Source organism: Streptomyces cellostaticus, from assembly GCF_023630175.1.
Lineage (GTDB): Bacteria > Actinomycetota > Actinomycetes > Streptomycetales > Streptomycetaceae > Streptomyces > Streptomyces cellostaticus_A.
Genome location: NZ_JALLIN010000023.1, coordinates 62,310 through 82,907, shown reverse-complemented (window position 1 = coordinate 82,907; position 20,598 = coordinate 62,310). Strand labels below are relative to the sequence as shown.

22 protein-coding genes are annotated in these 20,598 nt (G+C 72.9%); 11 read left to right on the top strand and 11 right to left on the bottom strand.

Going from position 1 to position 20,598, the window contains the following annotated elements; translation table 11 throughout:
* Positions 1 to 2 precede the first annotated feature (2 nt).
* Entirely contained in the window at positions 3 to 839 is an 837-nt protein-coding gene (gene recX / locus MXD57_RS16575; RefSeq protein WP_250402221.1) for a recombination regulator RecX, read from the top strand.
* 34 nt (positions 840 to 873) lie between these two features.
* Here the strand turns inward: recX and MXD57_RS16570 are convergent, their stop codons facing one another.
* The 8 genes from MXD57_RS16570 to MXD57_RS16540 all read right to left on the bottom strand — a co-directional run bounded on the left by MXD57_RS16570 (position 874) and on the right by MXD57_RS16540 (position 7,255).
* Positions 874 to 1,287 (bottom strand): rhodanese-like domain-containing protein, encoded by a 414-nt coding sequence (locus MXD57_RS16570; RefSeq protein ID WP_250402220.1) that lies wholly within the window; start codon positions 1,285 to 1,287, stop codon positions 874 to 876.
* Entirely contained in the window at positions 1,284 to 1,874 is a 591-nt protein-coding gene (locus MXD57_RS16565) for a cysteine dioxygenase (RefSeq protein WP_250402219.1), read from the bottom strand. Before MXD57_RS16565 ends, MXD57_RS16570 begins: the two co-directional genes overlap by 4 nt.
* A gap of 71 nt (positions 1,875 to 1,945) precedes the next feature.
* Positions 1,946 to 1,993: a hypothetical protein gene (locus tag MXD57_RS32005; RefSeq protein ID WP_309506048.1), complete on the bottom strand. Its 48-nt coding sequence runs from the start codon at positions 1,991 to 1,993 to the stop codon at positions 1,946 to 1,948.
* Positions 1,994 to 2,109: 116 nt separating this feature from the next.
* Positions 2,110 to 3,711 (bottom strand): FAD-dependent monooxygenase, encoded by a 1,602-nt coding sequence (locus tag MXD57_RS16560; RefSeq protein WP_250402218.1) that lies wholly within the window; start codon positions 3,709 to 3,711, stop codon positions 2,110 to 2,112.
* Positions 3,712 to 3,889: 178 nt separating this feature from the next.
* A complete protein-coding gene (locus tag MXD57_RS16555; RefSeq protein WP_250402217.1) occupies positions 3,890 to 4,792 on the bottom strand; it encodes an amino acid ABC transporter permease in 903 nt (300 codons plus the stop codon).
* Positions 4,789 to 5,454: an amino acid ABC transporter permease gene (locus tag MXD57_RS16550; protein WP_250402250.1), complete on the bottom strand. Its 666-nt coding sequence runs from the start codon at positions 5,452 to 5,454 to the stop codon at positions 4,789 to 4,791. The genes MXD57_RS16555 and MXD57_RS16550 overlap by 4 nt, the downstream gene beginning before the upstream one ends.
* Positions 5,455 to 5,576: 122 nt before the next feature.
* Positions 5,577 to 6,404 carry a glutamate ABC transporter substrate-binding protein gene (locus MXD57_RS16545; protein WP_250402216.1) on the bottom strand — a complete coding sequence of 276 codons (828 nt, stop codon included), beginning with the start codon at positions 6,402 to 6,404 and terminating at the stop codon, positions 5,577 to 5,579.
* A gap of 74 nt (positions 6,405 to 6,478) precedes the next feature.
* Positions 6,479 to 7,255 carry an amino acid ABC transporter ATP-binding protein gene (locus MXD57_RS16540; protein WP_250402215.1) on the bottom strand — a complete coding sequence of 259 codons (777 nt, stop codon included), beginning with the start codon at positions 7,253 to 7,255 and terminating at the stop codon, positions 6,479 to 6,481.
* 296 nt (positions 7,256 to 7,551) lie between these two features.
* On the opposite strand from MXD57_RS16540, the gene MXD57_RS16535 reads away from it, so the two are divergent.
* Positions 7,552 to 8,238 (top strand): response regulator transcription factor, encoded by a 687-nt coding sequence (locus MXD57_RS16535; protein WP_250402214.1) that lies wholly within the window; start codon positions 7,552 to 7,554, stop codon positions 8,236 to 8,238.
* A 9-nt stretch (positions 8,239 to 8,247) separates the two neighbouring features.
* Positions 8,248 to 9,654, top strand: coding sequence for a sensor histidine kinase (locus MXD57_RS16530; RefSeq protein WP_250402213.1), 1,407 nt, complete (start codon positions 8,248 to 8,250; stop codon positions 9,652 to 9,654).
* 49 nt (positions 9,655 to 9,703) lie between these two features.
* On the opposite strand, the gene MXD57_RS16525 is transcribed toward MXD57_RS16530, so the two are convergent.
* Complete coding sequence (locus MXD57_RS16525) at positions 9,704 to 10,702, bottom strand: TAXI family TRAP transporter solute-binding subunit (protein ID WP_250402212.1); 999 nt, start codon at positions 10,700 to 10,702, stop codon at positions 9,704 to 9,706.
* A gap of 103 nt (positions 10,703 to 10,805) precedes the next feature.
* Between MXD57_RS16525 and MXD57_RS16520 the strand changes: the two genes are divergently transcribed.
* The 4 genes from MXD57_RS16520 (at position 10,806) to MXD57_RS16505 (ending at position 14,683) form a co-directional block, all read left to right on the top strand.
* Positions 10,806 to 11,213 carry a MazG nucleotide pyrophosphohydrolase domain-containing protein gene (locus tag MXD57_RS16520; RefSeq protein WP_250402211.1) on the top strand — a complete coding sequence of 136 codons (408 nt, stop codon included), beginning with the start codon at positions 10,806 to 10,808 and terminating at the stop codon, positions 11,211 to 11,213.
* Positions 11,214 to 11,530: 317 nt separating this feature from the next.
* On the top strand, positions 11,531 to 12,280 hold the full coding sequence (locus MXD57_RS16515; RefSeq protein WP_250402210.1) for a PP2C family protein-serine/threonine phosphatase: 750 nt from the start codon (positions 11,531 to 11,533) through the stop codon (positions 12,278 to 12,280).
* Positions 12,281 to 12,313: 33 nt separating this feature from the next.
* Complete coding sequence (gene miaB, locus MXD57_RS16510; protein ID WP_250402209.1) at positions 12,314 to 13,840, top strand: tRNA (N6-isopentenyl adenosine(37)-C2)-methylthiotransferase MiaB; 1,527 nt, start codon at positions 12,314 to 12,316, stop codon at positions 13,838 to 13,840.
* Between the two features lie 129 nt (positions 13,841 to 13,969).
* On the top strand, positions 13,970 to 14,683 hold the full coding sequence (locus MXD57_RS16505) for a class III extradiol dioxygenase subunit B-like domain-containing protein (RefSeq protein WP_250402208.1): 714 nt from the start codon (positions 13,970 to 13,972) through the stop codon (positions 14,681 to 14,683).
* A gap of 94 nt (positions 14,684 to 14,777) precedes the next feature.
* On the opposite strand, the gene MXD57_RS16500 is transcribed toward MXD57_RS16505, so the two are convergent.
* Positions 14,778 to 15,050, bottom strand: coding sequence for an antitoxin (locus MXD57_RS16500; RefSeq protein ID WP_250402207.1), 273 nt, complete (start codon positions 15,048 to 15,050; stop codon positions 14,778 to 14,780).
* 25 nt (positions 15,051 to 15,075) lie between these two features.
* Positions 15,076 to 15,375, bottom strand: coding sequence for a hypothetical protein (locus tag MXD57_RS16495; RefSeq protein WP_250402206.1), 300 nt, complete (start codon positions 15,373 to 15,375; stop codon positions 15,076 to 15,078).
* Positions 15,376 to 15,554: 179 nt separating this feature from the next.
* Here MXD57_RS16495 and miaA point away from each other — a divergent pair, with 179 nt between their 5' ends.
* The 4 genes from miaA to MXD57_RS16475 all read left to right on the top strand — a co-directional run bounded on the left by miaA (position 15,555) and on the right by MXD57_RS16475 (position 20,581).
* Positions 15,555 to 16,493, top strand: coding sequence for a tRNA (adenosine(37)-N6)-dimethylallyltransferase MiaA (miaA, locus tag MXD57_RS16490; protein ID WP_250402205.1), 939 nt, complete (start codon positions 15,555 to 15,557; stop codon positions 16,491 to 16,493).
* Positions 16,494 to 16,600: 107 nt separating this feature from the next.
* The gene (locus MXD57_RS16485; protein ID WP_250402249.1) at positions 16,601 to 17,125 is read left to right on the top strand and encodes a hypothetical protein; all 525 of its coding nucleotides are present in this window, start codon (positions 16,601 to 16,603) and stop codon (positions 17,123 to 17,125) included.
* Between the two features lie 130 nt (positions 17,126 to 17,255).
* Positions 17,256 to 18,125, top strand: coding sequence for a diaminopimelate epimerase (dapF, locus tag MXD57_RS16480; RefSeq protein WP_250402204.1), 870 nt, complete (start codon positions 17,256 to 17,258; stop codon positions 18,123 to 18,125).
* A gap of 284 nt (positions 18,126 to 18,409) precedes the next feature.
* Positions 18,410 to 20,581: a RelA/SpoT family protein gene (locus tag MXD57_RS16475; RefSeq protein ID WP_250402203.1), complete on the top strand. Its 2,172-nt coding sequence runs from the start codon at positions 18,410 to 18,412 to the stop codon at positions 20,579 to 20,581.
* Positions 20,582 to 20,598 lie beyond the last annotated feature (17 nt).

Sequence of the window (20,598 nt, the reverse complement as noted above, 5' to 3'; positions counted from 1 at the left end):
CCGTGACACGACGAACCGACTGGGCCGAGTACGAGTACGCCGACCCCGGTGCCCCATGGGGGACGGGCACCGCAGGCGACATGGACTCCGCCCCGGCCGGTGACGATGCGTACGGGGACGACGTGGCGGGGAACCGGGGACCCGGAGGCGAGGGCGGCGTCAGGCACCCGGGCGGCGAGCCCGACGGGCACGGCACGCACGGGTCCGACGGCCCGGGGAGGCCCACCGGATCACGTGGCGGCCGTGGGCGCGGTCGCCGGCGGGGCGGTTTCGGGGAGCCGCCCGGTGAGGACGAAGGCGCCCCCGGCTCGTCGAGGGCCGAGCAGGGGGAGTCTTCGCGGGACCCGGTCGAGCGGGCGCGGGCGATCTGTCTGCGCCTGCTGACCGGGACCCCGCGCACCCGCAAGCAGCTCGCGGACGCGCTGCGCAAGCGGGACATCCCGGAGGAGGCCGCCGAGGCGGTGCTGGCGCGGTTCGAGGAGGTCGGGCTCATCGACGACGGCGCGTTCGCCGAGGCCTGGGTGGAGTCCCGGCACCACGGCCGGGGACTCGCCCGTCGCGCACTCGCGCGCGAACTGCGCACCAAGGGCGTCGACTCCACGCTGATCGACGAGGCCGTGGCCCAGCTCGACTCCGAGCAGGAGGAGGACACCGCCCGGGACCTCGTCGCCCGCAAGCTACGGGCCACCCGCGGCCTCGAGCGCGACAAGCGCCTCCGGCGCCTGGCCGGCATGCTCGCCCGCAAGGGCTATCCCGAGGGCATGGCACTCCGCGTCGTCCGCCAGGCCCTGGAGGAAGAGGGCGAGGACACGGAGTTCCTCGAAGGCGAGGGCTTCTGAGGGCGAGGGCTGCGACGGCGGGCCCCCGGCCCGCTCAGCGCGCCGCCGGCTCCACGGGCAGTCCCTCCGCCCGCCATGCCTGGAAGCCGCCCACCAGGTCCGTCGCCTGGTGCAGGCCCAGTCGGTGGAGGGAGGCCGCGGCGAGGCTGGACGCGTAGCCCTCGTTGCAGATGACGACGACCCGCAGGTCATGGCCGGTGGCCTCGGGCACCCGGTGGCTGCCTCGGGGATCGAGGCGCCACTCCAGTTCGTTGCGCTCGATGACCAGGGCACCGGGGATCAGTCCGTCCCGCTCGCGCAGGGCCGCGTAGCGAATGTCGACCAGCAGGGCGTCACCGGTGCGCGCCGCGTCGTGCGCCGCCCGCGCCTGGATGCGCCGGTAGCCCGCACGCACCCGCTCCAGCAACTCGTCGATGCCGGTCGGCCGCACGGCCGGTTCGCCGCTCACTGCCAGTCCTCCGGGCGCTCGACCTGCTCCAGGCGCAGCACCTGGCCCGCGCGACTGTAGCGGCGGATCCGCGGCAGCGGCGGATAGTAGGCGTGGACCGAGACGGCGTGCCGGTCCGGGGACTCGTTGAGCACCTCGTGCACATGGTGGTGGCCGAAGGCCCGTCCCTGCCCCGCGGGCAGCCGGCGCTCGCGGTCCACGTCCTCGGCGAGCTCCAGGGTCTTCCATCCGTCGGTGGGCAGCCGGGCCGCCAGCGAGTACTCCTTGAGTTCGCCCGAGGCGGTGACGAAGGCGCCGACCGAGTCGGCGTGGTCGTGCCAGCCGGTGCCGCTGCCGGGCGGCCAGCCGATCAGCCAGGCCTCGCTGCCGCCGGGGCCCACGAGGCGCACCCAGGTGCGGCCCTGCGGGTCGAGCGGGAGCGAGGCGATCAGCTCACCGTCGGCGGCCGTACGCCGTACGAAGCCGAGGAGGTCCGCCTGGGTCGGTGCCCGGCCGGCGGCACCGGCAGGGGGCGATGAGGAGACGGGGGAGCCGGAGGCGGAACCGGCCGTAGCGAGGGCTGCGGAGGCAGCGGGGGAGACAGACACGTACACCGTCCTGAGGAAGGTTCGCCGAAGGGGGCGCACGAAGGCACCCGTGAGAAGAAGAGGAGCGAAATTCAGCAGGACGGGCGACACACGCAGCCCGCATAGCGGACGAGGTCCATATGGACCCTCCGCCACAGGTGCACACAGGTGTCGGTCACGATGCGGAGTACAGCACGTCGTCGAACCACGGTCAACTCACCGTCACCCTGCGGACGGCGGGTGATGGATTCACCGGTCAGCGCGCGCCGGAGCTCGCCTCCGCCTCCTGCCTGACCGTGCCGCCCACGGCCGCCTCGGCCGCCGCGTACAGCTCGGCCGGGCGCACCCCGGTCAGCGCGGTGACCAGGTGGCCGTCGGGGCGCACGAGCAGCACGCTGTGCGCGGGCGCACCCGGGTACTCCTCGGCCACCAGCAGTTCCGCGGGATGCGGCAGCGCGGTCACCGCTGCGGCGAGCCGGGGCATGACCCCGGCGGACACCCAGTGCTTGCGGTCCCACACACCCGTGCCGGGCGCGATGAGCACGACCAGTAGCGTTCCGCGGCCCAGCCGGTCGCGCAGCCGTACGAAGGAACCATCCTCCGCGGTGACACGCACGTCCGCGACCGGTGCGCCCGGCGCGGTCTCGACCGGGATTTCGCCCTCCAGGGAGCCCGGCGCGAGCGGCGAGTCGGTGTACGCCCCCGGCGCACCGAGCGGGCCGTGCCCCAGATGACCGTCCGTCAGCAGCGTGTCGTGGCCGCGGGCCGCGCCGGGGACGATGTGGCGCAGCCCGCCACCACCGCGCAGCACCGGCAGCACCTGGTCGGTGGCGCGCAGCCGGGCGGCGACCACCGCGCGGCGCTCGCTCTGGTAGCTGTCGAGCAGGGTCTCGTGATGCCCGTGGTGCCAGGCCGGGGCCAGCTTCCAGGCCAGGTTGTCGGCGTCCCGGAGCCCCTCGTCGAGCCCCTGGGTGCCGAGCGCGCCGAGCAGATGGGCCGCGTCCCCGGCGAGGAACACCCGTCCGGCCCGCCAGCGCCGTGCCAGCCGGTGATGAACCGTGTGGACACCGGTGTCCAGCAGGTCGTACGGCGGCGTGGTGCCGTCCGTCCAGCCCGCGAGGGTCTCGCGGATGCGGGCCACCAGCAGCTCGGGCGTGACCAGGTCCTTGCCCGGCGGCAGCAGCCAGTCGAGGCGCCAGACGCCGTGCGGGAGGGGGCGGGCGGTCACCTCCCCGGCGGAGGGACCGGACTGCCGCCACGGCGGCATCCGGTGGAGCAGCGCCCGGCCCTCCCACGGCAGTTCCGCGCGCAGCGCGGCGACCGCGTGCCGCTCCACCGCCGTACGGCCGGGGAAGCGGATGTCCTGCAGTTTGCGCACCGTCGAGCGGGGGCCGTCGCAGCCGACCAGGTAGCTGCCGCGCCACCAGGTTCCGCCGGGGCCGCGGGTGTGCGCGGTGACGCCGGAGCGTTCCTGCTCCATGGAGTCCAGCCGGCTGTCCGCGGCGACCCTGACCAGCGGCTCGTCCGCGATGGCCGCGCGCAGGGCGCCGGTGAGCAGGTGCTGGGCGATGTGCAGCGGGGCGGGGTCCGCCCGGTCGAAGGTGACCTCACCGGTCACCTGCCTGCGCCGCACCGACCGGAAGCCGGTCCATCTCATTCCCTGCTCGTCGAGCGCGGTCCCGGTCAGCCGCTCCATCAGCGCGGCCGTGTCCTCGCGCAGCACGACGGTGCGCGCAGGGCGCGGTTCGTCCTTGCCCGGGCCCTCGTCCAGGACGACGGAGGGAACGTCCTGACGCGCCAGCGCCAGGGCGAGCGTGAGCCCCACGGGCCCCGCTCCGACGATGATCACCGGGTCCACGGCGCGGCGCCCCCTGCCCGCAGCGGTGCCCTCAGGGAGGTGTGTGAGCAGAAGGTTGGAGCAGGGTGCACGATCACAGAATGTATGCAACCCATTGGCAGAGTTTGCGTCAAGCGACCGGAGGCAGTGGCGATCATGCCACTGCCTCCGGGGGCCGTACGGGTGACGTGACGGCCGGTCAGGCGGCGCTTCCGGCTCCGAAGCCGCCGCCCACCGCCGCCGGGTTCAGCTCCTCCATGTCCTCGGCACCGAGCACCGCTCCCGTGCCGCGCTTGCTGCGCCGCAGCCGGCCCTCCAGCCAGCTCGCGAAGGAGGTCAGGGCGAAGTTCAGGACGATGTAGATGGCCGCCACGACCACGAAGCTGGCGATGACGTTGGCGTAGTTGGCGGCGAGCGTGCCGCGCTCGCTCAGCAGCTCGGCGAAGCCGAGCATCACGCCGCCCAGCGCGGTGTCCTTCACGATGACCACGAGCTGACTGACGATGGCGGGCAGCATGGCGGTGACCGCCTGCGGGAGCAGGATGCTGGTCATCGTCTGCCCCTTGCGCAGACCGATGGCGTACGCCGCCTCGGTCTGCCCCTTCGGCAGGGCGAGGATGCCGGCCCGGACGACCTCGGCGAGGACCGAGGCGTTGTAGAGCACGAGGCCGGTGACCACCGCGTAGAAGGGCCGGTCGTCGCTGGTGACCTGCGTGTAGCGGCTGAAGAACTCGTTGGCGAACAGCATCAGCAGCAGCACCGGGATGGCCCGGAAGAACTCGACGACCACACCCGCCACGCTCCGCACCCAGCGGTGGTCGGACAGGCGGGCGATGCCGAACACCGCGCCGAGGGGCAGCGCGATGATCATGGCCAGTGCCGCCGCCTTCAGGGTGTTGGTGAGGCCGGGCAGCAGATAGGTCGTCCATGCCTGGGAGGTGGTGAACGGCTGCCAGAGCGCCCAGCGCAACTGGTTCTTGTCGTCCAGAACCTGCCAGATCCACCACGCCAGCGCGGCGAGCAGGACGAAGAACACCACGGAGACGAGCACGTTGCGCCGCTTGGCGCGGGGCCCCGGAGTGTCGTAGAGGACGGAACTCATCGCTTCACCGCCAGTCGCTTGCCGACCCAGCCCAGGAGCAGGCCCATGGGGAGGGTCAGAACCACGAAGCCGAGCGCGAAGACCGCGCCGATCGCCAGTGTCTGGGCCTCGTTCTCGATCATCGTCTTCATCAGGGTCGCGGCCTCGGCGACGCCGATGGCGGCCGCGACGGTGGTGTTCTTCGTCAAGGCGATCAGGACGTTGGCCAGCGGGCCGATCACCGCGCGGAAGGCCTGCGGCAGCACGATGAGGCGCAGGGTCTGCGTGAAGTTCAGCCCGATCGCGCGGGCGGCCTCCGCCTGGCCCAGGGGCACCGTGTTGATGCCGGAGCGGATCGCCTCGCACACGAAGGCGGCGGTGTAGCCGACCAATCCGAGGACCGCCAGGCGGAAGCCCTGGACCTTGAAGTCGGAGGCGCCCATGGTCGCGCCGAAGATGTCGGCGAGACCGAGGGAGGCGAACAGGATGATGATCGTCAGGGGGATGTTGCGAACGATGTTCACGTAGGCCGTGCCGAACCCGCGCATGAGCGGGACCGGGCTGACCCGCATCGCTGCCAGCAGGGTGCCCCAGACCAGGGAGCCGACGGCCGACAGGAGGGTGAGCTGCACCGTCGTCCAGAACGCCCCTAGGACGTCATAACCTTGAAGAAAGTCGAACACGATCTCCCGCGCTTCCGGGTGTGTGGCGTACGTGGAGGGCGGGGCGCGCCACCGCTCGAAGCGGCGGCGCGCCACGGGAACCCTGCGTCACCCGCCGGAGTGAGCGCCGGCGGAGTTCCGCGTTACTTGACGATCTGGCCGATCGTCGGGGCCGGCTCGTTCTTGTAGCCGGCCGGACCGAAGTTCTTGTCCACGGCCTTCCGCCAGGAACCGTCGCTGACCATCTTCTCCAGCGCCTTGTTGATCTTGTCGGCGGACTCGGTGTCGCCCTTCTTGATACCGACGCCGTAGTTCTCGTTGCTGAGCTTCAGGCCGGCGAGCTTGAACTGGCCCTGGTACTTGTCCTGCGCCGCGAAGCCCGCGAGGATCGAGTCGTCCGTGGTCACCGCGTCCACGGCGCCGCTCTGGAGAGCGGCGATGCACTCGGAGTAGCCGCTGTACTCCTTCAGCTGGGCCTTCGGGGCGATGGTGTCATGCACGTTCTGCGCCGAGGTGGAGCCCGTCACGGAGCAGAGCTTCTTCCCGTTGAGGTCCGTGCCCTTGGAGATCGTCGAGTCCTTCTTGAGCAGCAGGTCCTGGTGGGCCAGCAGGTACGGGCCGGCGAAGTCGACCTTCTGCTTGCGCTCGTCGGTGATCGAGTACGTGGCGGCGATGAACTTCACGTCACCCCGGGAGAGCGCGTTCTCGCGGTCGGCGCTCTTGGTCTCCACCCACTGGATCTCGCTCGGCTTGTAGCCGAGCTCCTTGGCGACGTAGGTGGCGACGTCCACGTCGAATCCGGAGAAGGAACCGCTCGGCTCCTTGAGACCGAGACCCGGCTGGTCGAACTTGATGCCGACCTTGATCTTCTTGTCGCCCGAACCGCTGTCCGAGCTGCCGCCGCAAGCGGTGGCACCCACGGTGAGGGCGAGCACGGCGGCCGAGGCGGCGGTGACCTTGCGGAGCTTCATGGTGAACATCCTTTGCGTGGTGAGAGAACGAGACCGGCGAGGCCGGAACGTCAGGGCGCGCGGGCTCCGCGCGGTCAGTGGTGCAGGATCTTCGACAGGAAGTCCTTGGCCCGGTCGCTGCGCGGTGCGCTGAAGAACTGGTCGGGAGCGGCCTGCTCGACGATGCGGCCGTCCGCCATGAAGACCACCCGGTTCGCGGCGGAACGCGCGAAGCCCATCTCGTGGGTGACCACGATCATCGTCATGCCCTCGCGCGCGAGCTGCTGCATGACCTCGAGGACCTCGTTGATCATCTCGGGGTCGAGCGCCGAGGTCGGCTCGTCGAAGAGCATGACCTTCGGGCCCATCGCCAGCGCCCGGGCGATGGCGACGCGCTGCTGCTGCCCACCGGAGAGCTGCGCGGGGTACTTGTCGGCCTGGGTGCCCACGCCGACCCGGTCGAGCAGGGCGCGGGCGTTCTCCTCGGCCTGCTTCTTGTCCGCCTTGCGAACCTTGACCTGGCCCAGCATCACGTTCTCGAGCACGGTCTTGTGCGCGAAGAGGTTGAAGGACTGGAAGACCATGCCGACGTCGGCGCGCAGCCGGGCCAGCTCCCTGCCCTCGTGGGGCAGTGGCTTCCCGTCGATCGTGATCGTGCCGGAGTCGACGGTCTCCAGCCGGTTGATGGTGCGGCACAAAGTCGACTTGCCGGACCCGGAGGGCCCGATGACCACGACGACCTCGCCGCGGGCGATCGTCAGGTCGATGTCCTGGAGCACATGCAACGCGCCGAAGTGCTTGTTGACGCTCTTCAGGACGACCAGTTCGTCGGTCGCGGCCACGTCTTCCTTGGCCACCGATACTTCGGTCATCGCTCTCGGGCTCCGTCCTCCTCGGTTTCGGTGGACAGTAGTGAGGCGCCGTGACCTGCGTCATCACATCTGAGGGGAATCTGAGCATCACGATCCGATAGCAATCGGACACGTGTCGTAGCACTTGCGCTATGTGCTACGTATCGGGCGCATAACGGAAGCGGCAGGCAACCGGAACCCTCTTGACGCCGTCCTTGTCCATCGGCGTGACTTCCATCGTGCACGCACGCGTGCACGTGGGATACAAGCCGAACGAGAACGACGACCGTGCGACCACTGAACCGGAGGGGGCGGCGATGAGACTGCTGCTCGTCGAGGACGACAACCACGTCGCCGCGGCCCTGTCCGCGGTCCTCGCGCGGCACGGCTTCGACGTCACCCATGCGCGCAGCGGCGAGGAGGCCCTGCAGGCGCTCGTTCCCGAGGGCGCCGGCTTCGGGGTGGTCCTGCTCGACCTGGGCCTGCCCGACCAGGACGGCTACGAGGTCTGCGGCAAGATCCGCAAGCGCACCAGCACCCCGGTGATCATGGTCACCGCCCGCTCCGACGTCCGCTCCCGCATCCACGGGCTGAACCTGGGCGCCGACGACTACGTGGTGAAGCCGTACGACACCGGAGAACTGCTCGCCCGGATCCACGCCGTCAGCCGGCGCAGTGTGCACGAGGACCCCGCGCCGGACGCCGGGAACGCGCTGCGGCTCGGGTCCGTGCACATCGAGCTGCCCACCCGCCAGGTCAGCGTGGACGGTTCGGTGATCCAGTTGACGCGCAAGGAGTTCGACCTGCTCGCGCTGCTCGCGCAGCGGCCCGGCGTGGTCTTCCGGCGGGAGCAGATCATCAGCGAGGTGTGGCGCACCAGCTGGGAGGGGACCGGTCGCACCCTGGAGGTGCACGTCGCCTCGCTGCGCGCCAAACTGCGCATGCCCGCGCTGATCGAGACCGTACGAGGCGTCGGCTACCGGCTCGTCGCCCCGGCCGCCTAGCGGGGACGGGTGCGCACCCGGCTGCTGCCGCTGCTCATCGTCCTGATGGCGGCCGTCCTCCTCGCCCTGGGCGTCCCGCTCGCCGTCAGCCTGGCCGCCGCCGAGCAGCAGAAGGTCGTCGTCGACCGGATCGACGACACCGCGCGCTTCGCCGCGCTCGCCCAGTTCGTCACCGACGCGCCCACCGCGTCCCGGCCGTCCACCACGGACGAGCGCCGGCAGACCCTGCGCCGCGAGCTGGACAGCTACTACGGCGTCTACGGCATTCGCGCGGGCGTCTTCTACAGCAACGACGCCGCCATGGCCAACGCGCCCGGCGACTGGCTCCTACCGCGGACGGGCGAGGTGCGGGGGGCCTTCGACGAGGCGCTGCTCAGCCGCCGCAGCCACGACCCGCGACAGGTGTGGCCCTGGCAGCGCGGCCGGCTGGTCGTCGCCTCACCGGTGATCCGGGACGGGGACGTGGTGGCGGCCGTGGTCACCGACTCGCCCACCGGTCAGCTGCGCTCGCGCATCCTGCGCGGCTGGCTGGTCATCGGGGCCGGCGAGGTCGCCGCGATGCTGCTCGCCGTCGGCGCCGCGCTGCGGCTGACCGGCTGGGTGCTCCGACCGGTGCGCATTCTCGACGCCACCACGCACGACATCGCCACCGGACGGCTGAAGTCCCGGGTCGCGGTCGGCGGCGGCCCTCCGGAACTGAGGCGGCTGGCGAGGTCGTTCAACGAGATGGCGGACAACGTCCAGGACGTCCTGGAGCAGCAGCGCGCCTTCGTCGCCGACGCCTCGCACCAGTTGCGCAACCCGCTGTCGGCGTTGCTGCTGCGCATCGAGCTGCTCGCCCTGGAGCTCCCGGAGGGCAACGCGGAGATCGCCTCGGTCCGCACCGAGGGCAAGCGCCTGGCGCAGGTCCTGGACGACCTGCTCGACCTGGCGCTGGCCGAGCACGCCGAGGCCGACCTCCGGCTGACCGACATCGGCGCGCTGGCCGAGGAGCGGGTGGCGGCCTGGGCGCCGGCCGCGGACGCCCAGGGCGTCCGGCTCGTCGGCGACTGCCCGCCGACGACCGGGTGGGCCGACCCGATCACCCTGTCCAGCGCGCTGGACGCGGTGATCGACAACGCCGTGAAGTTCACGCCCGAGGACGGCACGGTCGAGGTGTCCGTGGCCTCCAACGGCGACAGCACGACCGTCCGGGTCAGCGACACCGGGCCCGGGCTCACCGACGAGGAACTCACGCGCGTGGGCGACCGTTTCTGGCGCAGCGGCCGCCACCAGAACGTCAAGGGCTCGGGGCTCGGCCTGTCGATCACCCGCGCCCTGCTGGCCGCGGGCGGCGGCTCGCTCGTCTGCACGCACCACGAGCCGCGGGGGCTGACGGTCACGGTGAGGGTGCCGCGGCACGCCGAGCCGCGTTAGGCACCCTCCCGAACCGGCCCGGCGACCGGGTACCGCGCGGGGCCGACCGCTACGGCTTGACCGACTGGTAGTAGCGCCGGGCGCCCTCCTGCAGGGGCAGCGGGTCGGTGTAGATCGCGGTGCGCAGGTCGACGAGCTGCGCGGAATGGACGTGGGCTCCGATGTCGTCCCGGCTCTTGATCACCGTGCGGGTCACCCACTCGGTCAGCCGGGGGTCCATGTCCGCGCGGGTCATCAGCACGTTGGACACCGCGATCGTCGCCACCGTCGAGCCGTGCTGCACGCGCGCGTACGCCGACTCGGGGATGTTGGTGGCCCGGTAGTACCGCCCGGACTCCCAGCCGGCGCGCAGCTTGGCGACCAGGTCGCCGTCGATCGGCACGAACTTGAAGGCGCCCTTCCTGGCCAGTCCCTCCAGCCCCTTCGTGGGCAGTCCGCCCGACCAGAAGAACGCGTCGAGCCTGCCCTGCGCGAGGTGGGCGGGCCCGGTGTCTATGCCGTCCGACATCGGCGTGATGTCCGTGTGCGGATCGATTCCGGCCGCCGTGAGCACCCGGTCGGCGATCAGGCGCACCCCGGAGTCGGGCAGGCCGGTGGCCACCCGTTTGTGCCGCAGGTCCGCGACGCTGTCGACGTCGGAGTCGCGCGGCACGATGAGCTGCACGTAGTCGTCGTACAGCCGGGCCACTCCACGCAGCCGGCCGGCCTGGCCGGGGTGCCGCTGCTCGTACGTCCCCACCGCGTCGGCCGCCGCGATCGTGAAGTCGGCCTGTCCGGTCGCCACCCGCTGGACGTTCTGCTGCGAGCCGGCGCTGCTCAGCAGCTTCACCTTCAGGCCGGGCATGTCCTTCGCCATCTCGTTGCGCAGGCGCTCGCCGTACTCCTCGTAGACCCCGCGGGACGTTCCCGTGCTGAAGACGATCGTCCCGCTCGGCGGTTCGTCGCCCAGGGGCAGCAGCCACCACAGCAGCAGCCCGAGGGCCACGGCACCGGCGGTCGCGCTCTGCAGCGCCCGGCGCCTGCTGACACGAGGGAACACCTTGGACATGCGGGCGATCCTGCCAGCCGCCCGCCGGGCTGGCCAGGGCCGGGGTCACCAAGAGCGGCGGCGACGGGGCGAACCTCGCCTGACGCGGCACTAGGGTCGCCGCATGAGCACTTCGCCCGCCCGTCTCGTCCGCGCATTCCATCTCGCCTTCGGCCTGGACGCGCGCAGCACACCCACCGAGGTGGCCGCCGCACTGGCGGCGCACCGCGGGGAACTGCTCGCCGAGGAGGCCGCGGAGGTCGCCGAGGTCGCGGTCGACGGCCCGCTGGACCGGCTCGCGCACGAGCTGGCCGACGTGGTGTACGTGGCGTACGGCACCGCGCTGGTCCACGGCATCGACCTCGACGAGGTGATCGCCGAGATCCACCGCGCCAACATGAGCAAGCTCGGTCCCGATGGCCAGGTCGCCCGGCGGGCCGACGGCAAGGTCCTCAAGGGGGAGCACTACCGGGCCCCGGACGTGTCGGCCGTGCTGCGGCGCCAGGGCTGGACGGCGGACGGCGCGGCCTGACTCCCGCCGCCCCGGCCACCACCTCCCGCCGCCCCGGCCCACCGCCCCGCGGGCTCGGCCCACCGCCCCGCGGGCTCGGCCCATCGCCCCCGCGGGCCCGGCCCATCGCCCCGCCTCCCGCCGCCCCGCCGCCCCGGCCCGCCGGGGCCGGCGTGACCGGCGGTGCCCGGACCGTCCGGCGGCCGGTGGGCGGTCCCGCTGAGCGAGGCCGGGAGAGCGCCTAGGCTTGACAGCGAGGATCTTGCCCGCACCCGGTCCCGTGGCTCTCCGGCCGGGACATCGGGGGCCCGTCCCCTGTGCGAAGGCGGTGACGTGCCGTGCCGTACGCGGTGGTGAGTGCGCTGAGCCATCCCGGGCTGGTCCGCGAGCGCAACGAGGACAGCCTCGTCGCCGGCCCGTGGACGCTGTGCGCCACGGTCACCGAGAATCCGCAGACCCTCGTCTTCCCGCTCGGCACCCCGCTCGTCGTCGCCGTGGCCGACGGACTCGGCGGACATCCCGGCGGCCATGTGGCCAGCGCCCTGGTGGCCCGCCGGATCGCGGCCGCCGGTCCCGGGCTGGACGGTGAGCAGGCCGTCCGTGACGCCGTCGACGACTGCAACCGCGCCGTCCACGCCGCCGCCGGCGGTGACGCGGGAGGCGCCTTCGCGACCATGGGCACGACCGTGGCGGGCGTGGTGCTGCGCCCCGGCTCGCTGCTGGTGTTCAACGTGGGCGACAGCCGGGTCTACGCCGCCGGGCCCGACGGACTGCGCCGGCTGAGCGTCGACGACCGCCCGCCGCCCGACTCCGCCTGGGGCGGTACCCACCTCGTCACCCAGTGCCTGGGCGGCACCCCCGCCCACCGCCCCGTCCGCGCCCATGTGACCGTGCGGCCGCTGTCGCCCGGCGACCGCTGCCTGATGTGCACCGACGGCCTGACCGATCCGCTGCCGGACGACGTGCTCGACGCGGTGATGCGCGAGCACGACGACGGCCGGGCGGCCTTCGAACTGTGGAAGGCCGCCGTCACGGCGGGCGGTCCGGACAACATCACGCTCGCCGTCGTGCGTGTGGCGGACGAGTGAAGGGGCCCCTCGGCGAGCACCTACCCTTGACCCATGACCAGCAGCAGCGACCGGAGCCTCGCAGTGGACGTCCAGGGACCGAAGACCTACGAAGTGCGCACCTACGGGTGCCAGATGAACGTCCACGACTCCGAGCGCCTGTCCGGGCTGCTCGAGGAGGCCGGCTACGTGCGCGCCCCCGAGGGATCGGACGGCGACGCAGACGTCGTCGTGTTCAACACGTGCGCGGTGCGTGAGAACGCCGACAACCGGCTGTACGGCAACCTCGGCCGGCTCGCGCCGAAGAAGGCCTCGCGGCCCGGCATGCAGATCGCGGTCGGCGGCTGCCTGGCGCAGAAGGACCAGGACGCCATCGTGAAGAAGGCGCCCTGGGTGGACGTCGTCTTCGGGACGCACAACATCGGCAAGCTGCCCGTCCTGCTGGAGCGCGCCCGCGTCCAGGAGGAGGCGCAGGTCGAGATCGCTGAGTCCCTTGAGGCCTTCCCCTCCACGCTGCCCACGCGACGCGAGAGCGCCTACGCGGCCTGGGTGTCCATCTCCGTCGGCTGCAACAACACCTGCACCTTCTGCATCGTCCCGGCGCTGCGCGGCAAGGAGAAGGACCGCCGCACCGGCGACATCCTCGCCGAGGTCGAGGCCCTGGTCGGGGAGGGCGTCTGCGAGATCACGCTGCTGGGCCAGAACGTCAACGCCTACGGCTCCGACATCGGCGACCGCGAGGCCTTCGGCAAGCTGCTGCGCGCCTGCGGGAGCATCGAGGGCCTGGAGCGGGTGCGGTTCACGTCCCCGCACCCGCGCGACTTCACCGACGACGTCATCGCCGCCATGGCCGAGACCCCGAACGTCATGCCGCAGCTGCACATGCCGCTGCAGTCCGGCTCGGACACCGTCCTGAAGGCGATGCGCCGCTCGTACCGGCAGGAGCGCTACCTCGGGATCATCGAGAAGGTGCGCGCCGCCATCCCGCACGCGGCGATCACCACCGACATCATCGTGGGCTTCCCCGGGGAGACCGAGGAGGACTTCGAGCAGACCCTGCACGTCGTCCGGGAGGCGCGCTTCGCGCAGGCGTTCACCTTCCAGTACTCCAAGCGGCCCGGCACCCCGGCCGCGACCATGGAGGACCAGATCCCGAAGGAGGTCGTGCAGGCCCGCTACGAGCGTCTGGTCGCCCTCCAGGAGGAGATCTCCTGGGAGGAGAACAAGAAGCAGGTCGGCCGCACCCTCGAGCTGATGGTGGCGGAGGGCGAGGGCCGCAAGGACGGCGCCACCCACCGGCTGTCCGGCCGGGCCCCCGACAACCGGCTGGTCCACTTCACCAAGCCGGAGCAGGAGGTACGTCCCGGTGACGTCGTCACCGTCGAGGTGACCTACGCCGCCCCGCACCACCTCCTCGCCGAGGGGCCCGTCCTCGGCGTGCGCCGCACCCGCGCGGGCGACGCCTGGGAGAAGCGCAACGCCGCCGAGGCCGCCAAGCCGGCGGGTGTGCTGCTCGGCCTGCCGAGGATCGGCGTCCCGGAGCCGCTGCCCGCCGTGGCCGGCGGCTGCGGCTGCGACTGAGCGGCACGGGTGCGGGCCGGCGGGCGGACCTGAGGTCGAACCCCGCTCCGGCCGGGGCCGGTCCGCGGCCCGGCGCCCTGCTCGGCGCGGGGTAACGGACCGGCTCCGGACGGCGTTACCCTGCCGGTCATGCTTGTCGCCGCCGCCGTCTGTCCCTGCCCGCCGCTGCTGGTGCCCGAGGTGGCCGCGGGTGCCGCACCGGAACTGGACCCCGCCCGCGCGGCGTGCGCCGACGCGCTCGGTGTGCTCGCCGCCGCCCGCCCCGACATCCTCGTGGTCGTCGGCCCCGCCGGCCCCGCCGGGCGCGGCCGGCACCCGCAGGGGACACCGGGTTCCTTCCGAGGCTTCGGTGTCGACGTCTCCGTACGGCTCGGCCCCGCCACGGGCGCGGCCGACGGGCGCGCCCTGCCGCCGTCGCTGGCGGTCGCGGCCTGGCTGCTGGAGAGCACCGGCTGGGCGTCCGCCCCCATCGAGGGGCTGGGTGTCGGGGAACCGCTCGAACCCGAGCGGTGCGCGGAGACCGGCCGGGAGCTGGGTGCCCGGGCCGGACGGGTCGCGCTGCTGGTGATGGGGGACGCGAGCGCCCGCCGCAGCCTGAAGGCACCGGGCTACCTCGACGAGCGGGCGGCCCCCTTCGACGCCGAGGCGGCACGCGCCCTGGGCGCGGCGGACGTGTCAGCGCTCCGGGCGCTGGACGCCGGGTCGGCAGCCGGGCTGATGGCCGCGGGGCGCGCGCCCTGGCAGGTCCTGGCGGGCGCGGCGGAGGGGGCGGGCCTCACGGGCGCGCTGCTGTACGACGACGCGCCCTACGGGGTGGGATACCTGGTCGCCACCTGGTCGTAGGGCCCGAGCGGACCGCCGCGGTCCGCGGCGGCCGAACCGCGGACGGCCGGGAGGCACCTGGTGCTCCGCGGCCGTCCGGCGAGCCGGCAGCCGTTCAGGAGGCGGGCGGCGGGCCCTCCGGACGGGCCGGGGGCTTCGCACCGCTGACGTGCGGCTCCTCCTTGTGGGCGAGTCGGTCCATCGCCTGCTTCGCCTTGCCGGTGCCGGCGTGGATCCGGTCGGTGTAGTTGCCCTTGGTGCGCTCGTCCACGGCCCGCGCGGCCCGGTCGATGCCGTGCTGCACCTTGTCCCCGTGCCGGCCGGCCAGGTCCGACACCCTGTCCCTGGCCGGACCCAGCCTGGCCTTCACGTTGTCCAAGAGACCCATGCTCCACCCTCCCTGACGGGGACGGTCACCTGCGGGCGCCCTCACCGGCCTCGCTGTCGGCGGCCTCGTCCGCGGACTGCTGCTTGGGGATCTCCGCGCCTTCGGCCGTCCCGGCGTCCTCGGTGACGCGGTCTTCCGAGGCGTCCGCTCCGGCCGTCGCGCCCACGCGACCGCCCTCGGTCGCGCCGGTCGGCCCGGCCGTTTCGGTGCCCTCGACCTGCTCCGGCGCCGCGACCTGCTCCGGCGCGCCACCGCCCGGCCCCTCGGCGGCCGGTGCCTCCCGCTTCGCCTTCGAGCTGCCGAGAAGTCGTGAAAAAACGCCCATAACCACTCCATACGTTACTCGTGCGGGCGAAATCCCGCGTCAAGCGGTGCGTCCGTTTGCGCCACCCGGGCCACCGCCTTCAAAGACCGAGCGGGCGGTATCTCGGTGCAACGAACCGGGATGCGCGCCGTCACGTAACTCGTTCGAGGTGCGGTTGGGGGGTTTGCGAGACTGGTGCGGTGAGCAGCCCAGCCCCCGCCCCCCGTGTCATCGCCGTCGTCGGCCCCACAGCGGCCGGAAAGTCCGATCTCGGCGTCTTCCTGGCCCAGCGACTCGGAGGCGAGGTCGTCAACGCCGACTCCATGCAGCTCTACCGTGGGATGGACATCGGTACCGCCAAGCTGACGCCCGAGGAGCGGGCCGGTGTCCGGCACCATCTGCTGGACATCTGGGACGTGACGGTCGCCGCCTCGGTCGCCGAGTACCAGAGACTGGCGCGCGCGCGGATCGACGCGCTGCTCGCCGAGGGCCGCTGGCCGATCCTGGTCGGCGGCTCCGGGCTGTACGTACGCGGAGCCGTCGACAACCTGGAGTTCCCCGGCACCGACCCCGTGATCCGGGCCCGTCTGGAGGAGGAGCTGGCACTGCGCGGTTCCGGCGCGCTGCACGCCCGGCTGGCCGCCACCGACCCCGACGCGGCCCGCGCCATCCTGCCGGGCAACGGCCGCCGCATCGTCCGCGCCCTCGAGGTGATCGAACTCACCGGGCAGCCCTTCGCCGCCAACCTCCCCGGCCACGACTCCGTCTACGACACCGTGCAGATCGGCGTGGACGTCGCCCGCCCCGAGCTCGACGAACGCATCGCGCTCCGCGTCGACCGGATGTGGGAGGCGGGGCTGGTCGAGGAGGTGCGCGCGCTGGAGGCGCGCGGGCTGCGCGAGGGCCGCACGGCCTCACGCGCGCTGGGCTACCAGCAGGTGCTCGCCGCGCTCGCCGGGGAGTGCACCGAAGCGGAGGCGCGGGCCGAGACCGTACGCGCCACCAAACGCTTCGCGCGCCGCCAGGACTCCTGGTTCCGCCGCGATCCGCGGGTGCACTGGCTGAGCGGCGCGGCCGCGGACCGGGAGGAACTCCCGCGGCTGGCTCTGGCCGTGGTCGAACGACCGGTTACAGCCTGATCACGTCATGGCATCGGGATGCGCCGCCGGTCAACGCGGCCTCTGGCGCCGTGCCATCATCGAGCTTCGATCGACCGAGTGAGTCCTAGTTGGGAGGGCGCGTGGCGATGGAGGCCGGCCCTCGCGACACCGCACGAAGTGCCGAGCAGATCACGACCGACCCCGGTGAACCGGAACAGGGTGACGGCCGTCCGGCCGACGACGCGGAGCGTCTCACCGACGACGGGCCCGACGGCGCCGAAGGTGGCGTCACCGCCGACGGCCCGGCGCCCGAGGAGATGTACGCGGGCGGTCCGGAGGTCGAGGTCGAGCTGCGCCCGCAGCGGCGGCTGCGCATCTGGCAGCTCGCGCCCATCGTGGCCCTGGCCGCGGGCGGCTCCCTGATGTTCGCCTTCCCGCTCGCCTTCGACTTCGGCGACAGCGGCGCGGTCATCGCCATGCTCGGCCTGCTGATCTGCTCCTGCGCCGCGGGCTGGGGCATGATGGCCGCGCGCCGGGTGGGCTACACCTGGCCGGGGCTGCCGGCCCGCGGCTCCGGACGCCGGCCCGACTGGCGGGTCGTCCTCGCCTACGCGCTCCTGGTGGCCCTCGTGGCCGTCCTCGCCGTGTGGCGCGTGGCCCGGCTGCGCTAGGACCTGCCTTCCGCCCGGGTGTCACCACCCTCTTCGCGAGGGCCCCGGGCATCACCACCCCCTTCCGGTCCCGGGGGCCCGCTCCCCGGCTGTCACCATCGTTGTCGCAGCCACCCCGTACGATCGAGGGATGAGCACGCGGATCGCCTTCCTCAAGGGCCACGGCACCGAGAACGACTTCGTGATCGTCCCGGACCCGGAGAACGCCCTCGACCTGACCCCGGCCGAGGTCGCCGCCCTGTGCGACCGCCGGGCCGGCATCGGCGGCGACGGGGTGCTGCACGTCGTGCGGTCCGCCGCGCACCCGGAGGCCAGGGAGATGGCCGCCGAGGCGGAGTGGTTCATGGACTACCGCAACGGCGACGGCTCCGTCGCGGAGATGTGCGGCAACGGCACCCGGGTGTTCGCCCGCTACCTCCAGCACGCCGGCCATGTGTCCGAGGGCGACCTCGCGATCGCCACGCGTGCGGGCGTGAAGAGCGTCCACCTCGCCAAGGACGGAGACATCACCGTCGGCATGGGCGGCGCCCGCCTGCCCGAGGGCGACGTCACGGTGAGCGTGGGCGGGCGGAGCTGGCCCGCGCGCAACGTGAACATGGGCAACCCGCACGCCGTCGCCTTCGTCGACGACCTCGCGCACGCCGGGGACCTGTACGCTCCACCGCCGGTCGCCCCCGCCGCCGCCTACCCGGAGGGCGTCAACGTCGAGTTCGTCGTGGACCGCGGCCCGCGGCACGTGGCGATGCGGGTCCACGAGCGCGGTTCCGGCGAGACCCGCTCGTGCGGCACGGGCGCGTGCGCCGTCGCCGTGGCCGCGGCCCGCCGTGACGGCGCCGACCCGGCCCGCACCGGCACCCCCGCGACGTACGTCGTGGACCTGCCCGGCGGCCGCCTGGTCATCACCGAGCGGCCCGACGGCGAGATCGAGATGACCGGACCCGCAGTGATCGTCGCCGAGGGCGAGATCGACACCGATTGGCTGGCCGGCGCTCTTCGCTGACCTGGGGACACGCCGGCCGGGGCGGTCCGGCGACGCCCGGTGCACCGGCTTCCGGCCGCCCCGGGCCGTTCGAAACCGCGACCGAGCGCAGTGCAGGTGGCGCAAACTCTAAACCTCCACGCCGTCGCTCGATTGGGTGATCCGTTTCACGCTCGGCGAGAGGCGGTCAGTCGCACGTGATGGGCTCGGTAGCATCAAGCACCGGCACGGACGGGGGAACGTCGCCATCCCTGAGCCGCGCATGCCCCGGGCTCCGTCCGCCGGTCCACGAGCCGGAGGTGCCCATGAGTGCGGAGGCAACGAACCCTGCGAACCCCGGCCCGGCCGCGCCCGCGGCAGCGCCCGCGACGGTCCGCCGGAAGTCCCGGGCCCGGATCGACCTGCGCCGGCTCGGCCGGGCCGCGCTGCTCGGCCCCACCGCGCGCGACAAGCTGCCCGACGCCATCAGTCACGTGGCCGACGCGCACCGCGCCCACCACCCCGACGCGGACCTCGGCCCGCTGCGCCGCGCCTATGTCCTCGCCGAGTCCTCGCACCGCGGGCAGATGCGCAAGAGCGGCGAGCCGTACATCACGCACCCCCTGGCCGTGACCCTGATCCTGGCCGAACTCGGCGCGGAGACGACGACCCTGACGGCCTCCCTGCTCCACGACACCGTCGAGGACACCGATGTGACGCTGGATCAGGTGCGCGAGCAGTTCGGCGAGGAGGTGCGATATCTCGTCGACGGCGTCACCAAGCTGGAGAAGGTCGACTACGGGGCCGCGGCCGAGCCCGAGACCTTCCGCAAGATGCTCGTCGCCACGGGCAGCGACGTGCGGGTGATGTCGATCAAGCTCGCCGACCGCCTGCACAACATGCGCACCCTCGGCGTGATGCGCCCCGAGAAACAGGCGCGGATCGCCAAGGTCACCCGGGACGTCCTCATCCCGCTCGCCGAACGCCTCGGCGTACAGGCGCTGAAGACCGAACTGGAGGACCTGGTCTTCGCCATCCTCCATCCCGAGGAGTACGAACACACCCGGGAACTGATCGCCGGGAACGCGGCCCACCCCGACGACACCCTCGCGGAGACCGCCGAATCGGTCCGCGCGGTGCTGCGCGAGGCCGACATCGCCGCCGAAGTCCTCATCCGCCCACGGCACTTCGTCTCCGTCCACCGGGTGGCCCGCAAACGGGGACAGCTGTGCGGCGCCGACTTCGGCCGACTGCTGGTGCTCGTGACGGAGGACGCCGACTGCTACGGAGTCCTCGGCGAACTGCACACATGCATGACGCCGGTCGTCTCCGAGTTCAAGGACTTCATCGCCGTACCCAAGTTCAACCTCTACCAGTCGCTGCACACCGCCGTGGCCCGCGCCGACGGTCAGGTCGTCGAGGTCCTGATCCGCACCCACCAGATGCACCGGGTCGCCGAGGCCGGTGTCGTCGCGCTCGGCAACCCCTATGCCCCCGGGGCCGACGATCCCGCCGACGGCGAGCGCGCCGACCCCACCCGCCCCGGCTGGCTCTCCCGCCTCCTCGACTGGCAGCGGGCCGCGCCCGACCCCGACACCTTCTGGTCCACCCTGCGCGAGGACCTAGCCCAGGACCGTGAGATCACCGTCTTCCGGCCCGACGGCGGCGCCCTCGGCCTGCCCGGGGGCGCCAGTTGCGTGGACGCCGCCTACGCCCAGTACGGCGACGACGCCCACGCCTGCATCGGCGCCCGCGTCAACGGCCGCCTGGCCACCCTCAGCACCGTGCTGCGCGACGGCGACACGGTCCAGCTCCTGATGGGCCAGGACCCGGCCTCCGAGCCGTCCCGTGAGTGGCTCGAGCACGCGCACACCGCCGCGGCGCGGATCGCCATCCAGCGGTGGCTGGCCGCGCATCCGGGCGGCAGCGGCGAGGCGGGGACGGAGGCGCGGGCCGAGGTGGCGGAGCGTGCGAACGGGAGCGCCGCCGCCGACCCGGTCCCGCGGCCCGCCGACGCCGAGAACGCCGGCGCCGCCCGCCCGCGCGGCGCCGACGTCCTGCTCGACCGGCCCGGCGCCACCGTCCGTCTCGCGGGATGCTGCACGCCCGTGCCGCCCGACGGGATCACCGGCTTCGCCGTGCGCGGGGGAGTGGTGACCGTGCACCGCGTGGAGTGCGCCGCGGTGGCCGAGATGAAGAACCGGGGGCGCACCGAGGTCGACGTGCGCTGGGGGGACACCACCGAGTGCCGGGTCACACTGGTCGCCGAATCGTTCGGCCGCCCGCATCTGCTGGCCGACCTGACCGAGGCGATCGCCCTGGCCGGCGTCGACATCGTCTCCGCGACCGTCGAACCCCCCAGCCAGCAGCGGGTCCGCCACACCTACACGCTCCAGCTCCCCGACGCGGCCCGCCTCCCGGCCCTCATGCGGGCGATGCGCGACGTGCCGGGGGTGTTCGACGTGGCCAGGGCCCAGCACCAGGCACCCGCTTCCTGAGGGAGGCCGAAGGCGCC